Genomic DNA, 14,629 nt, shown 5'->3' on the forward strand with positions numbered 1-14,629 from the left:
TAGGATCTTAAATATTCCCTTTCTTCTTTTCCTTCACCGCGTGATCCACGGCCCGGGCAGTGAGGGCCATGTAAGTTAGTGATGGGTTCTGGGTCGCAGTGGAAGTCATGCAGCCGCCGTCGGTGACAAACACATTAGGCACATGGTGCATCTGGTTCCATTTGTTTAGCAGGGAAGTTTTAGGATCATTACCCATGCGTACACCGCCCATTTCATGATTTTCACTACCAGGGTTACGCTTGGTGTCCGAAGTTTTAATGTTAGTGAAGCCGGATTTTTGGAGCATTTCACTGAGCTCATTATAAAAATCCTTAACCATTTTCATGTCGTTATCGTCAAAATCCACCGACATGCGAAGCTGAGGAATGCCCCAGGCATCCTTCCGGTCATTGTCGAGTGTTATAAAATTGGTCTCTTTCGGTATCGTTTCGCCCATCATCTGCGCACCCAGGCTCCACCCGCTTTCATCCGGACTAAATAGTGAATCCTTCAATGATTCACCCAATCCCGAAGTCGGATTGCCCATTTTGGAGGCTGAAAAGGAAGTAGCGTAGCCACGCAGAAAATCGGTATCCTGCTTGAACACATTACGAAACCGGGGAATGTAGGCACCATTGGGCCTTCTTCCATCAACGGTGCTGTCGTGAAAGCCGTCAAATTCGGCGGTAACCCGTCCGCGGTAATTATGAAAACCGATGAATTTCCCTAAAAAACCACTGTCATTGCCCAGTCCATTTGGAAAACGGCTGGATTTGGAATTCAGCAGTATCAGGTTCGAATTAATGGCCGATGCGTTTACAAAAATGATTTTGGCATAATATTCCGTCATTTCTTTCGTGAGTGTATCCACTACCCGCACACCTGTCGCACGTTTTTTCTTTTCGTCATAAATCACCGAATGCACCACAGAATGCGGCCTCAGTGTCAGATTACCCGTTTTTTCGGCCCATGGTAAAGTTGAGGAATTGGTACTGAAATACCCGCCAAACGGACAACCCCGCTGGCACATATTCCGGTGCTGACATTTGGCACGTCCCTGAGCTGTGTGTATGGGCTGCGGGTCCGTGATATGGGCAGCGCGACCAATGATTACCGGGCGGGTATTGTTGTAATTTTTGGCAGTTTGCTGGCTGAAATGTTTCTCTACACAGCTCATTTCGTGCGGCGACAGAAATTCTCCGTCAGGCAGTTGTGGAAGACCGTCTTTATTTCCCGAAATACCTGCAAATTTCTCAACGTAGCTGTACCAAGGCGCAATGTCTTTGTAGCGGATCGGCCAGTCGATCGCAAAACCGTCGCGGGCTGGGCCTTCGAAATCAAAGTCGGACCAGCGCTGGGTTTGCCTCGCCCATAAAAGCGACCTTCCGCCAACCTGGTAGCCCCGCATCCAGTCAAATGGCTTGTCCTGCACATACGGATGCTCAGCATCTTTTACCACAAAATGCATGGCATCCTCTTTGAAGATATAATGCTTACTGGCGATAGGATTGGCTTCACGAATGGCCAGGGTAGGCTGCCCCAGATGCTCGAATTCCCAAGGCTGCATATTGGTGGTAGTATAGTCTTTAATGTGCTTTACATCCCGCCCACGTTCCAGGACCAATGTTTTTAATCCTTTCTCTGTCAGTTCCTTCGCTGCCCACCCGCCGCTGATGCCGGTACCCACTACGATCGCATCGAAAGTGCGTTCTTTTACTGAATCTATATTGAAATTTGCCATATCTGATATTGAAAACTTTACTTAATGGAAGGCCTCATATTCCAAACATTGGGCAGTAGCTTGTCATGCAACAGCATGCGCCAGGTTCCCCAATCGTGAGCGCCGTCGCCACCAATAAAATAGTCGTGTTTAACGCCGACCTTCTCTAATGCCTTGTGCGTTGCCTCGGATCTTTTCCCTACAAAATCAAGTTCTCCGCTGCCGAGACCAATAAGCAGGTAATTAACTTTTGATCTTACATTGGGATCATTGAAAAAAGCAGGATTAAGTTTTTCAGGTTCTAGATCACCTGCACTCAGGATTCCAAAAGAGGCGAACAAATCCAATGCATTGAAACCCACGGCCTGCGTGTGGCGTCCGCCCATTGAAAGCCCTGCCAATGCGCGTCCACTTCTGTGCTTCTCTGTATTATAATGGCTGTCTACAAAAGGAACAATCTCTTTCCTCAATTCCTGTTCAAACAGTTGGTAGGTCTTTTCAAGATGCTTGGGGTCGTTTCGGTGCAGTACCTGGTTATTGGGCATCACGATGATAGTGGGAAACATTTTTGCCTCTGCTAACAGGTTGTCTGCAATGAAATTCGCCCGGCCGTCCAGCATCCATCCGGAAGCCAGCTCCCCGCTGCCTCCGAGCAGGTACAGCACTTTGTACTTCTGTACAGGCAGGTAACCCGGCGGCGTGTATACAAACATTTCACGCTCGCCGTTCAAGACTTTGGAATGATAAATATGTCTGGTAACATTGCCATGAGGGACATTCAAAGCATCATAATATGCGCCCTTTTTGTCATGGACAACCACATTACTATATCCCGGCTGGTTGGAAGTGCCAGTTAATGTATTGTTGGGATCGGCAATCGCTACGCCGTCCAGCAGCAGCCGGTACACGTAAATATTAGGCTTCACCGGCCCCACTGTAAGTGACCATAAACCTTCACTGTCTTTCACAAAGGGAATATTAGTCTTGCTTTTCAATGCCAGTAGGATCGGTCCGCCGGTCAGTTCCACTTTTTGAGCGTCAGGAGCTTTCAGCCGAAAAGTAATAGTGTGGTCGTCACGTACTTCAGGCGAAATGACATTACCGCCGTAAGGAACCAGGTTTTCTGTATTTTTCTGCGGGTCCCAATCCAGGTTCACATTGGCTTGCTGGGCAAATGCGAGCGTTACCGCAGCCCAAAGCATTGCAGGGACCAAGAAATAATATTTCGAATGTTTCATTGTCGATCAATTTAGCCACGCATTATAAAAGTGCCCAAAGTGAGCAGCGCAATCCCTAACAAAGACGCGGGAACGGCAGGGATACTACCGCAACAGCTAAAAAAATAGGATAATTTTATGGAAGCAGTTTTTCACCACCAACAGATCTTACCTGACAATAATACTACTTAACTGATGCTCACGCGAGAATGTCTTTCACTACATTACCGTGCACGTCCGTAAGGCGGAACCGCCTGCCCTGGAACTTGTATGTAAGGCGCTCGTGATCAACGCCCATCAGGTACATGAGTGTGGCGTGGAAATCATGTACATGTACGGGGTTCTTGACGATATTATAACTGAAATCGTCCGTTTCACCATAGCTCACGCCAGCCTTCACGCCAGCGCCAGCCATCCACATCGTAAAGCAGCGCGGGTGATGGTCGCGGCCATAATCGTCGGCTGTCAGCTTGCCTTGTGAGTAAACCGTCCTGCCGAATTCGCCTCCCCAAATCACCAGCGTATCGTCGAGTAACCCACGTCTTTTAAGATCCATAATGAGCGCACCCGTGGCCTGGTCAGTATTTTTGCATTGCTGGGCAATTCCCTTGGGCAAGCCGCCGTGCTGGTCCCAACCCTGATGGTAGAGCTGCACAAATTTCACATCCTTTTCCAAAAGCTTTCTGGCCAGAATGCAGTTGGCGGCATAAGAACCCGCGTCGCGGCTGTCGGGGCCATAAAGGTCGAAAATTTCGTCAGGCTCATCGGAGGTATCCATTACCTCGGGCACGGAAGTCTGCATGCGGAATGCCATTTCGTATTGTGCAATGCGGTTATTGATCTCCGGATCGCCGTACGAGTCATTTTGCAGCTGGTTGAGTTGGGAAAGGTATTGCAGCATTTCCTTTCTGTCGGATCCGTCGTAGCCTTCCGGATTATTCAGAAACAGCACGGGATCTTTGCCCGAGCGAAATTGGACGCCCTGATGCCTGGATTCCAGAAATCCATTTCCCCAAAGCCGTGCATATAAAGGTTGGTCCTTCGGCGCATTCTTGGATACCAATACAATGAATGTCGGCAGGTTGTTATTGTCGGAACCCAATCCGTAACTTACCCAGGAGCCAATGGAAGGCCTGCCAGGTAGCTGGTTGCCAGTCTGGAAAAATGTGATGGCCGGGTCGTGGTTGATGGCCTCGGAATAAATAGACTTCACAATGCACAGATCATCAACGACTTTGGCGGTGTAAGGCAGTAGCTCGCTGACCCAGGTCTGGTTTTTACCATGCTGGCTGAAATTGTAGATGGACGGTACCATTGGTAATGCGCTCTGATTGGCGCTCATCCCCGTCAGTCGCTGACCTTTACGAACGGAATCCGGCAGATTTTGGCCAGCCAATTTGATCAGTCCCGGCTTATAATCGAATGTTTCGAACTGCGACGGTCCACCGCTCATGAAAAGGTACACCACTCTTTTTGCCTTTGGAGCAATGTGCGGTAGTGCTTTCAGGATTTCCTCTTCCATATTACCAGGTGCCGGTGCCTGGCGCGAGCCAGATCCATGCAGCTTATCGATCCCGAACAGGGAGCCCATCGCCAAAGCGCCTAGTCCCAATGATGTTTTGGTCAAAAATCTTCGCCTGTCCAGTTTCTTATGCAGCTGGTCAAACTCGGGGGTATGTACCCTGAACTCCTCGTCGTGATGGTGCATAGCTTATCTTTTGGTTAAACTCGCGTCAGAATTAAGTATCGTGCTGGCAACCACACTGTTGGCAGCTACCATGGCCGGGTCGATTTTTGATGTCACTTTAAATTGACCGCTGGTAAGCCAGCCGCGGGCCTTCTCGGGATTTTTAGAAAACTTTTCCTTTTCCACTTTTTGTAATCGGACCAACAGGTTCAGTTCTTTGGATGGCGGCTTTTTGCCGGTTAGTCTTCGGTACGCAACGGTAATGGCGGCCCTTGGATCTGCTATACGGGTCATTTGCTCGCCCATTACCTTCGCTGCTTCAATGAATGTAGGATCATTCAATGTGACCAAAGCTTGTAAAGGCGTATTGGTTTTTTGTCTGCGAACCACGCAATAACTGCGGGTAGTAGCGTCGAAAGTTGCCAACGTGGGGTTGGGCACTGATCGTTTTACGATCACGTAGAGGCTTCTTCTGTATACTGCATCTCCTGAATCCGGGTCGTAGCTCGTGTTGTTGATAGACCATAATCCGTCCGGCTGGTAAGGTTTCACACTTTTCCCGCCGATTTTTTTGTTCAATAGTCCGCTCGCCATCAATGCATTATCGCGGATCATCTCGGCAGACAGTCGGTTGGCCGGGCCACGTGCATATAATCTGTTTTCAGGGTCTTTGTCACGAACATCCTTGCTAGTACGGGAGTCCTGACGATATGTTGCTGACATAACGATCAGTTTATTCATCTTTTTAATATCCCAGCCCGATTCGCGGAATGTTACCGCCAGCCAGTCAAGCAGTTCCGGATGGCTCGGCATTTCGCCCTGGTTGCCAAAGTCTTCGGTCGTTTTGACGATTCCGGCGCCAAAAAAGTTTTGCCAGAGACGGTTCACTTCCACCCTGGCGGTAAGCGGATTGTCAGGGTGGGTCAGCCATTGGGCGAGCCCGTAACGGTTTTTGGGTAAATTTTTTGGAAAAGCCAAAATGGACTGAGGCGTTGCCGGAAATACTTTTTCACCGGGTGCATCGTAATTCCCCCGTAGCAAAATATGCGTCTGCTTGGGTTTCGGCATTTCCTGCATCACCATTAACTCGGGAATGCGTTCAGTGGAATCGGCCTGCGCCGTACGGGCGATTTGTAAATTCTTTCGGGCCAGATTGGTTTCGGGGCTAATAGCGGACAAATAGTAATCACGCAATGCAGCGGTTTCGGTCGGGGAAAGCTGAGATGTCATTTTCGCAGTGATGGCTGACCAGTTGGTTTTACGCGCCAAAATCCCGGTTTCAAAAGGTGTCAATGCGCGATTGTAGACTACGATGTCATCGACTTTACCGCCGGTAAAACCAAGGCCCCGCCACCATGCACCAATTTGCAAGCCTGGCTCAACTGAAAATTTGAACAAAATATCCTTTGTAAGCTGATCCATGGTGGTTTCCATAGCGGCCTCGGCACCATCCATATACAGTTTCAGACCGCTGGCTTTGGACGAACCATCGTAAGTGACAGTAAGCTGAATCCATTTGTTTCTGGGAACTGGCATGGTAGTGACGCGGGTAATGGCATTGGAAGGCGCAGTATGAGCCATATTCAGCTCCAAACGGTCATTTTTTAGATACAAATGATACCCTCTGAAATTGTAAAGCCGCTCTGCCTGACTTTTGTGAAGGATCACACCTTCTTTGAGATTCGCGGGCACATTCACCCAAATGCCAATGGTGAAAGGTTCCGATTTGCGGAATACACCCGCCTGATTCAGATCCAAAAACACGTCACCGTTTAGTAGCAATGCTTCTCTGTCGGCTGTTTTTTCAAACTCAGGATCTCCGCCAGCCTGGCCCGACTCACGTTTCATCGTCCCTCTTTCTTTTGGATTGGCCTTGTTTTGCAGTGAGCCTTTATCGAATGTGTATTGGGCCTGCAAGCCTGTATGTGGAATATTTTGTTTAGCCAGCAGCTTATGGTTGCCTTTTTTTAGCCAATCACTAAAACCCGAAATCGCTTCGCGCTGGCTTTCTGAAAGCTTTTTTTCCTGGATTTTGATATTGGCGTTAATGAAACGCAGCATTCTTTCCTGCTCTGGAGAGGGTAGCATCAATGTTGGCGTCGGCAGGGCATCATTCCAGGAGATTTGGCCGGCTTCTTTCACATTATTAAAGAAACTGAAAAGCTCGTAATAATTTTTCTGGGTGATCGGATCATATTTGTGATCGTGACATTTGGCGCATCCTACCGATATACCCATGAAAGCGTCACCGAACGTGTTGGTACGGTCCACGACATATTCCGCCTGAAACTCTTCCTCTATCACGCCGCCTTCCATGTTTTGCTGATGGTTGCGGTTAAATGCAGTGGCGATTACCATGTCGCGGGTCGGATGGGCCATGAGGTCGCCAGCCAGCTGCCAGTGGATAAACTGATCGTAATGCATGTTTTTGTTGAAAGCGCCGATTACCCAGTCGCGGTATGGCGACATGTCCCGCAGCCGGTCTACCGTATAACCGTGTGAGTCAGCAAAACGGGCCAGGTCCAGCCAGTCAACGGCCATTTTTTCCCCGTAATGTGGTGATGCCAGCAAGCGGTCGACTTGTTTTTCATAGGCATTTGATGCGTTATCTTTCAAAAATGCGTCCGTTTCCTCCAAAGTAGGGGGCAGGCCAGTCAGGTCAAGAGATAATCTTCTAAGGAGTAATGCTTTCTCAGCCTGGGCGGAGGGGTGCAAGTTTTCTTCTTCCAGTTTTTGGAAAATAAAATGATCGATAGGGTTGACCGCCAGGTTGCTGTGCGAAATTTTGGGAAGATCTGTTTTTTCAGGTTTTACAAATGCCCAGTGGGGTTTATACTCCGCCCCATCTTCAATCCATTTGATTAAAGCAGCCTTTTCTCTGGCCGTGAGCGACAGATGTGACTCTGGCGTAGGCATGATATATTCCGGATCGCTGGAAATGATTCGGTGGAAAAACTCGCTATCAGCAAGATCGCCGGGATCAATGGCTGCTCTTCCTGAATTTTTGGAGTGCATTTCCAGGGCGAATTCTGGCAAATCGAGGCGTAAGCCGCCTTTTTGTTTAGCCTTATCCGGGCCGTGACAAGCAAAGCACTTGTCGGAAAGCACCGGTTTTACATGCCTGTTATAGTCCAGCTTGTTGGGCAGCTCCTTCATTGCAACAGCCACATCCTCAGGGAGCTCCGGCGAGCAGGACCAGAACAAGCAGGTCGTAAAAGTCCACAATAAAATTATTTTAGCCTGTATCATTATTGTTTAAAGTCAGGTGACTGTCAATTATAATTTAAATATTTTCTTGTTATTTTAATTTAAGCCGTGGAACTTGTGGCATACTATTAGCATGTGTCCGATAACAAGTGTTTAACCTAAATTATACATATATATGCGCTGGCAGGATTTACGAAGAAGCGGCAATGTAGAAGACCGTCGGGGAATGTCCGGTGGGGGCAAAGTGGCAATCGGAGGTATCGGTGTGATAATCGTATTGGCCATCGGATTGCTGACTGGCCAGGACCCGGGCGAGATTCTCGCGAATTTGCAAGGTGCACAAACAACAGAAGAGGTACAAAGCCGTCCTCCGGGACCCCGGCCCGATGATAAAACGGCTGATTTTGTGTCGGCAGTATTGGGTAGTACCGAAGATGTGTGGTCGGCTATTTATACGCAGAACGATGCGGCTTATCAAAGGCCGAAATTGCAGATTTTTGAAAATTCGACGCAAAGCGGTTGCGGTGGAGCCTCTTCGGCCATGGGACCATTTTACTGCCCTGCTGACCAGAAAGTGTACATTGACCTTTCATTTTGCGATGAGTTGCGCGACAGGTTTAAGGCGCCGGGCGATTTTGCGGTGGCCTATGTAGTGGCGCATGAGGTAGGGCACCATGTTCAAAATTTGATGGGTATTTCGGAGCAGTTGCAGCAACAGCGCGGCCGGATCAGTGAGGCCGAGTACAACAAGCTTTCTGTAAAACTGGAATTGCAGGCGGATTTTCTGGCCGGAGTATGGGCAAATCACGCCCAGCAAATGAGCAACATTCTGGAACCGGGCGACCTGGATGCTGCATTGACGGCTGCCAATGCGATTGGTGACGATAAGCTGCAAAAAGAATCGCAAGGCTACATTGTCCCTGATGCATTTACGCACGGAAGCTCCAAACAACGGATGTACTGGTTTAAAAAAGGTTTCGAAACCGGCGATCTGAGCCAGGGAAAATATGAGGATATACAGTAGCAGACTATGATTGACCTTTAATGGCTTCCATAATCGCTTTTTCAACCGGAGGGTAGTCTCCGGTTTTTTCATTTAAGTCAAATTCAGTTTTAAGCAAAAGTGGTGGCTGGGCCATAAAACGCGGGCTTTTTCCGTGATTCGGCTGGGCTGCGTGCGCGAGGAATGGATGGCAGAGGTAGACCGTTCCGGCTTTACCGGTAGCATTCACTTCTGGTCTGTGCACGGTTATATCGAGGTGCCCCGCGAGTTCCATAAATGACAGCCCGGCATCTCCCGCGGGTAACAAAGCCCGCGCCACATCCAGGTGCGAGCCTACTCGTATGCGGGTTGGTGCATTGCACTCGCCTATGTCCGAAAAAAGGAAAAGCATCAGCAGCGCACGGCCTTTTGACTTTACATTAACCCGCCATTGAAGGTAGTCGTATGGATCGTGGCCGGGAAAACTTGCGTCCACATGCCAGCCGGTATCCCCGGGATCGTCATGTGAAGGAAAACGTACTGGAAAAGTGCCCAGGCTATGACGCGGTACCCATTTCCCTGCGCCAACAAGCTGGTCAAAAGCCTGGTGAAGCAGCGGCCTATTGACCGCTGCTGCGAATGGTTGCTGTGCATATTCTCCAAGCCTGATTACTGGCCTGGTCCAGCCAGTGGGGTCATTGGGATCACAGCCGGTGTCTTTCCAGAGTATTTCGCGACCTTGTCGGGCTAGTTCTTCGGGAAAAGCATTTTCCAGTTTGGTGTAGCCTTTGCTGATAAACTGCTCGATTTGTGATTGGCTCAATGGTTGTAGCATAGCAAGAAAATGATGGGTGCCTAATCACTATTCTCGTCCTTGACGCCTTTCAGTAGCGCAAATATTGCCATGGCGTGTCCGTGGCCCAGGTCAAAGTCGGTTTGTAGCCATTTCACGATGTCTCCGGCTTTGGCCTTCAATGAACCATCTTGGGTGAAACCCTTTTCTTCGGCCATTGCTCTGAAATCCGCCGGACCTTTGCCGGTCTTTGCTTGAATGTTTTTGAGATAGGATTGAAATGACATGATTGGATATTTAGCTGATTAATGTCTCGATTAAAGTTATTAAAATACTGACTTTACTCGACTTTTTTAGCGTATATAGGCTAGCGTGTCGCATTTGCAAAACGGTTGTTTTTTCAATTAACTACCTGATGATGATATTATTTCAAGTTAGTCTACTTTGTAGGCAAGTTTTTGAGCCACAATTCGTTTAAATCTCTGATAAAAAACCACCTCGTAAAATATAACCGGCCCGGCTGAATTTAATCGGGAACTTTATGGAAATAAGAATGCGTTACCGACTCATTACGAACAATTTATTGCGGTTAAAGAATTATCAACCCATCCTTTACAAGTTTATGCAGTTTCGCAGGCCTGAGGCATTTGTTGTGTTCTTATCACTTTTAAGCATGACAGCGGTATGTCAATCCCTGAAACCGGGGCTCACTGGCATGGCTCCGTCCAAATGGCTGACTCTGCGTACCACGCATGCGCCCGGTAAAGTGTACCGGTTTCCCGGCGCGGGGACGAAGACATATACTAATGAGGAAATGTTCGTAAGGGCCTGGGTACCATTGCTTCATAAAGACAAGGTTACGATTCTGCTGGGACCCAATTATCGTACCGAACAGCTTGAATTAAAGAGTGTGGGCGAAAATCCGGTAAGTTCCATGCAAGGCTGGAACCTGCGCACATTCGGTCTCGACCTGAATTCAATCGTAAGGCTGGATACGACGTCCTTTTTGATCCTGACCTCACACATCAACAAAAGCGGGAATTTTGCAGTGCTGTCTTCTTCTCAAATTCCATTAAACTACACCGTATCGGCCTCTTTTTTGAAAAAGAAGTCTGCCAATAAGGAGATAGGGGCGGGATTGATCGTCAACAAAAGTTTTAAACTGACTGTACTGCCGGTTTTAATATTCAATTATAATTTCTCTGAAAACGAAGGTGTTGAAATCATGCTTCCTAAAAAGGTGGCTTGGCGGCATAACCTTTCTGCTTCCGACATTCTCTACGTAAAGGCTGAGTCCGTCACCCGTACCTACTATATCAACAAACTGGCCGACGCCTCACCTGAGGTTTGCCGGAGAGTCGACATTGATATGGGCATTTCCTATAATCGCAAACTGGGACATTATGCAGGATTTGAAATGTTTGGTGGGTATCGGAAAAACATATCCAGCAAATTAATTGAGGGTGCGATGCCAGTCAGAACATCCGGGCTTGCAGCGACCATAGAGCTGTATGTTCAGCCTCCCCGGTTCAATCGGAAGAAATAGCTTTCTTTAAAATTTTACATTTTCATAACAGGCACTTTCCTTTGGCATAACACTGGAAAAATACCTTTGCGACCGCATTTTTGATATTATTCATATCAGAATGCGGTCGTTTTGGTTTGTGTTTTCTTGTTTTTGTTAAATTTTATAAAGTTATTATGAAGAAACTGATATTACCCATTGTTCCGATGGCGCTTGCAGGCATCCTGGTTTTCGGGCCAGGTAGCCAGGTAATGGCCGGCGGTAACGGAAAAGGTAAGCTGGTGAGCGAGAGGTCGCGACTGGCCCAGGCTGTGACAGGACGGGTGACGGATGAAGGCGGGGAGCCGTTGCTGGGTGTGACTGTTTTGGAAAAGGGCAGTAATAAAGGAACGGTAACGGATGCCGCCGGAAATTTCTCTTTAGAATCAGGTAGCGGGGCAACGATTGTTTTCTCTTTTGTAGGATTTATAGCGCAGGAAGTAACCGTATCAGGTACTGCACCATTGAACATTGTCCTCAAACAGGATGCCTTAATGTTGAATGAAGTGGTAGCCGTGGGTTACCAGACCATGCGCAAGAGCGATTTGACTGGCGCTATTTCGAGTGTGAAGGCAAAGGAACTGAACCTGAGCACGCCAACAGTGGGCCAGGCGCTCGTAGGTAAAGTAGCTGGCGTGCAGATCTCGCAGGTGAGCGGCGCGCCTTATGTAGGTACGAAGATCCGTGTGCGGGGCGTAGGTTCTGTGAATGCGAGCTCGGATCCGTTGTATGTGATCGATGGCTATCCGGCTGGTAATGATGTGTTTATCAACCCCAACGACATTGAATCCATTGATATTTTGAAAGATGCGGCTTCTGCTGCCATTTATGGATCACGTGCTGCTGGCGGGGTGGTTTTGATCACTACCAAAAGGGGTAAGGAAGGAAAAGGGAAACTGGAATATGAATACCAGTTTGGCGTGCATCAGTTGAGCAAGAAAGTAGACGTGCTGAATTCTTCGGAATTTGCGCAGCTCATGATCGACGGTCGTAATGGAAGCTACCGCGACCTGATGGTGAACAGTGGCAAAGCATGGAATGACGCGATGTACTCCGACGACAATGCTACCCGTATCAAAAATGTGGGGAATGCGGGATCGGTGAGCATACCGAAAGACCTGTACGATTTTGCTTCGCAGACGATGATCAAACCTAAATATGACACCGATTGGCAAGACGAATTGTACCGGAATGCATTGGTAAGCCGTCATAATATTTCATTCACAGGCGGTAAAAGCGGCGTGCGCTATGCGATCAGCGGCGGGCAGCTTAACCAGCAGGGGATCATCCTGAGTACAAACCAAAAGCGTACGAATTTCCGGGCGAACATTGATGCAGATGTCAATAAAAAGCTGAAAGTAGGAGCGAACATCTCGTTTACGTCCAATGATAACCGTGAGGTACAGGAGGGACGTTTTAACCAGGGGCCTATCCTGGGAGCGCTGATTTACATGCCGATTTTTAAAGCATATAATGAAGACGGCAGCCTTGCCAAGAATGAAGCTGCGGCGCTGAGCTCGGGATACGGGTATCAGTCAATCGAAAACCCGGTGGCGCTGGCGACGGAAACGCACATTAACCGTAAAGGAATGCGCGGGACCTACAATGGTTTTGCGACATACGAGATCATTCCGAACCTGAATTTTAAAGTGAATTTGGGTATGCAGACTTTCAATGAAAAATATGAGTACTACTCGCCAACCAGCCTGAGCAGCGGCGCCAATCCTCCGGGCTCACCTCAGGCGATAGCGGCGGCTAATGCATTGGCCCAGACCATTTCGCAGGTTGACAAGCTGGCTGAATTTACATTGAACTATAAAAAGGAATTTGGCAAGCATAATCTGGACGCCCTGATCGGTTATACGGCACAGGAAAATAACCGTGACCTGATTTCGGTGACTTCCAGAGGTTTTCAGAATGACCGCATCGAGGAAATTACTGGTAAGGGTGCCGACGCGGCAAACTTTGCGCTCAATATGACTGGAAATGATCCTACTGGCAAAGTGAACTGGACATTGCTTTCCTACCTGGCAAGAGCCGTGTATAGCTATGACAGCAAATATTATCTGACTGCTACATTCAGGACTGATGGTTCTTCGCGTTTCGGGCCGAACAATCGCTGGGGTAATTTCCCTTCGGTGTCGGCGGGCTGGAATGTTTCCAATGAGTCATTTTACGAGGAATTGTTAGGCAAGTCTTCGACTTTGAAACTCCGTGCGAGCTGGGACTGAGCGGTAACAATAACATTGGGAACTATAACTTCCTGCAAACAATGGCCGCACCTGGCGGCGTTGTCTTTGGAAACGGCAACGTCAATACGGCCATGTGGGCGACTGGCATCAAGGATTTGAACCTGGGCTGGGAATCGACATCGCAATATAACTTCGGGGTGGATCTGGGCTTGCTCAATGATCGCCTGTCGGTAATGGCCAATTATTACATCAGCCGGTCATATAACCTGCTTTTCAATCAGCCTTTATCGGCGATTTCGGGGTCTTCGACGATTCTTACCAACCTGAGAAATTCCAAAGTACAGAACAAAGGAATTGACTTACAGGTAGATGCCCGTGTTATTTCAACCAGGGATTTTGATCTGAATGTAAGCGGGAATATTTCGGTAAACCGCAATAAAGTACTGGATATGGGTGGTGCGAGCACCATTATCACCAACGGAGCCGAGCGTTCGTACCTGACCCACATTACCCAGGAAGGGCAGCCGATCGGTATGTTTTATGGTTTCAAAGTAAAAGGAATGGTGCGCGAGTCGGATATGGAAAACCTGGCGGCTGATAATGCAGTTTACAATGCATCGACGCAGTCGTTTCCACAGGGTTACAGCATTAAGGGCCCAGCACGCTCGACGGCTTCTACTAATCCGTTGCGACCTGGTGACCTGTATTTCGAGGATACCAATGGTGATGGCGTTGTCAATGACGCAGACAAAAAGGTAATTGGCAGCCCGCATGCTAAATTTACCTATGGTTTTGCGGTCACAGCCAGCTACAAAAACTTCGATTTTAGCTCTTCCTTCAACGGAAGCTATGGCAACAAGGTCCTCGACGGCCAGGATTACTATTTGTACAACATGGAAGGCTCTGGTAACCAGTATACCAAAGTTTTGGACCGCTACCGATCAGAATCGCAGCCGGGTAATGGCAAGGTGTATCGCGCTTCCCGCGGTGGAACGCAGAGCAACAGTACGCGTCTCTCTACTTTTTATCTGCAAAACGGGTCGTTTTTGAGATGTACCAACCTGACATTGGGTTACACCATGCCTCAGATAGCAAGTTTGACAAACAATGCAGTTACCAATCTTCGTCTGTATGTGGGAGTTGACAATGCTTTTACATTGACCAAATACCTGGGCTACAACCCGGAAGTAGATTACAATAACGGGGCAAACCTGACGCCGGGCGTGGATTATGGAAAATACCCGCTGGCACGCGCCTACAACATAGGAGCCCGTATCACTTTTTAAGC

10 protein-coding genes are annotated in these 14,629 nt (G+C 48.4%); 4 read left to right on the top strand and 6 right to left on the bottom strand.

All coding sequences use genetic code 11. The annotated features are described in order from the left end of the window. Window positions 1-7: 7 nt before the first annotated feature. From ON006_RS07470 to ON006_RS07485, 4 genes are all read right to left on the bottom strand, one after another. Window positions 8-1,720 (bottom strand): GMC oxidoreductase, encoded by a 1,713-nt coding sequence (locus ON006_RS07470; protein WP_244819103.1) that lies wholly within the window; start codon window positions 1,718-1,720, stop codon window positions 8-10. A gap of 17 nt (window positions 1,721-1,737) precedes the next feature. Further along, complete coding sequence (locus ON006_RS07475) at window positions 1,738-2,937, bottom strand: esterase (protein ID WP_244819102.1); 1,200 nt, start codon at window positions 2,935-2,937, stop codon at window positions 1,738-1,740. Window positions 2,938-3,115: 178 nt separating this feature from the next. Next, window positions 3,116-4,624 carry a DUF1501 domain-containing protein gene (locus tag ON006_RS07480; RefSeq protein WP_244819101.1) on the bottom strand — a complete coding sequence of 503 codons (1,509 nt, stop codon included), beginning with the start codon at window positions 4,622-4,624 and terminating at the stop codon, window positions 3,116-3,118. Between the two features lie 3 nt (window positions 4,625-4,627). Continuing rightward, on the bottom strand, window positions 4,628-7,852 hold the full coding sequence (locus ON006_RS07485; RefSeq protein ID WP_244819100.1) for a DUF1553 domain-containing protein: 3,225 nt from the start codon (window positions 7,850-7,852) through the stop codon (window positions 4,628-4,630). A 133-nt stretch (window positions 7,853-7,985) separates the two neighbouring features. Between ON006_RS07485 and ypfJ the strand changes: the two genes are divergently transcribed. Next, window positions 7,986-8,834, top strand: coding sequence for a KPN_02809 family neutral zinc metallopeptidase (gene ypfJ, locus ON006_RS07490; RefSeq protein WP_244819099.1), 849 nt, complete (start codon window positions 7,986-7,988; stop codon window positions 8,832-8,834). A 4-nt stretch (window positions 8,835-8,838) separates the two neighbouring features. On the opposite strand, the gene ON006_RS07495 is transcribed toward ypfJ, so the two are convergent. Next, entirely contained in the window at window positions 8,839-9,627 is a 789-nt protein-coding gene (locus tag ON006_RS07495; RefSeq protein WP_244819098.1) for a phytanoyl-CoA dioxygenase family protein, read from the bottom strand. A gap of 20 nt (window positions 9,628-9,647) precedes the next feature. Then, entirely contained in the window at window positions 9,648-9,872 is a 225-nt protein-coding gene (locus ON006_RS07500; protein WP_244819097.1) for a DUF4287 domain-containing protein, read from the bottom strand. A gap of 254 nt (window positions 9,873-10,126) precedes the next feature. On the opposite strand from ON006_RS07500, the gene ON006_RS07505 reads away from it, so the two are divergent. From ON006_RS07505 to ON006_RS07515, 3 genes are all read left to right on the top strand, one after another. Further along, complete coding sequence (locus tag ON006_RS07505) at window positions 10,127-11,131, top strand: DUF6268 family outer membrane beta-barrel protein (protein ID WP_244819096.1); 1,005 nt, start codon at window positions 10,127-10,129, stop codon at window positions 11,129-11,131. A 155-nt stretch (window positions 11,132-11,286) separates the two neighbouring features. After that, window positions 11,287-13,380 carry a SusC/RagA family TonB-linked outer membrane protein gene (locus tag ON006_RS07510; RefSeq protein ID WP_244819095.1) on the top strand — a complete coding sequence of 698 codons (2,094 nt, stop codon included), beginning with the start codon at window positions 11,287-11,289 and terminating at the stop codon, window positions 13,378-13,380. A gap of 41 nt (window positions 13,381-13,421) precedes the next feature. Then, complete coding sequence (locus ON006_RS07515) at window positions 13,422-14,627, top strand: SusC/RagA family TonB-linked outer membrane protein (protein WP_244819094.1); 1,206 nt, start codon at window positions 13,422-13,424, stop codon at window positions 14,625-14,627. Window positions 14,628-14,629: the final 2 nt, after the last annotated feature.

The sequence above is a fragment of the Dyadobacter pollutisoli genome, from assembly GCF_026625565.1.
Taxonomy (GTDB): Bacteria; Bacteroidota; Bacteroidia; order Cytophagales; family Spirosomataceae; genus Dyadobacter; species Dyadobacter pollutisoli.

Bases quoted from the DNA above. Each gene is read 5' to 3' on its own strand.
- ON006_RS07470 (WP_244819103.1), bottom strand. From the start codon at position 1,720: ATGGCAAATTTCAATATAGATTCAGTAAAAGAACGCACTTTCGATGCG.
- ON006_RS07475 (WP_244819102.1), bottom strand. From the start codon at position 2,937: ATGAAACATTCGAAATATTATTTCTTGGTCCCTGCAATGCTTTGGGCT.
- ON006_RS07480 (WP_244819101.1), bottom strand. From the start codon at position 4,624: ATGCACCATCACGACGAGGAGTTCAGGGTACATACCCCCGAGTTTGAC.
- ON006_RS07485 (WP_244819100.1), bottom strand. From the start codon at position 7,852: ATGATACAGGCTAAAATAATTTTATTGTGGACTTTTACGACCTGCTTG.
- ypfJ (WP_244819099.1), top strand. From the start codon at position 7,986: ATGCGCTGGCAGGATTTACGAAGAAGCGGCAATGTAGAAGACCGTCGG.
- ON006_RS07495 (WP_244819098.1), bottom strand. From the start codon at position 9,627: ATGCTACAACCATTGAGCCAATCACAAATCGAGCAGTTTATCAGCAAA.
- ON006_RS07500 (WP_244819097.1), bottom strand. From the start codon at position 9,872: ATGTCATTTCAATCCTATCTCAAAAACATTCAAGCAAAGACCGGCAAA.
- ON006_RS07505 (WP_244819096.1), top strand. From the start codon at position 10,127: ATGGAAATAAGAATGCGTTACCGACTCATTACGAACAATTTATTGCGG.
- ON006_RS07510 (WP_244819095.1), top strand. From the start codon at position 11,287: ATGAAGAAACTGATATTACCCATTGTTCCGATGGCGCTTGCAGGCATC.
- ON006_RS07515 (WP_244819094.1), top strand. From the start codon at position 13,422: ATGGCCGCACCTGGCGGCGTTGTCTTTGGAAACGGCAACGTCAATACG.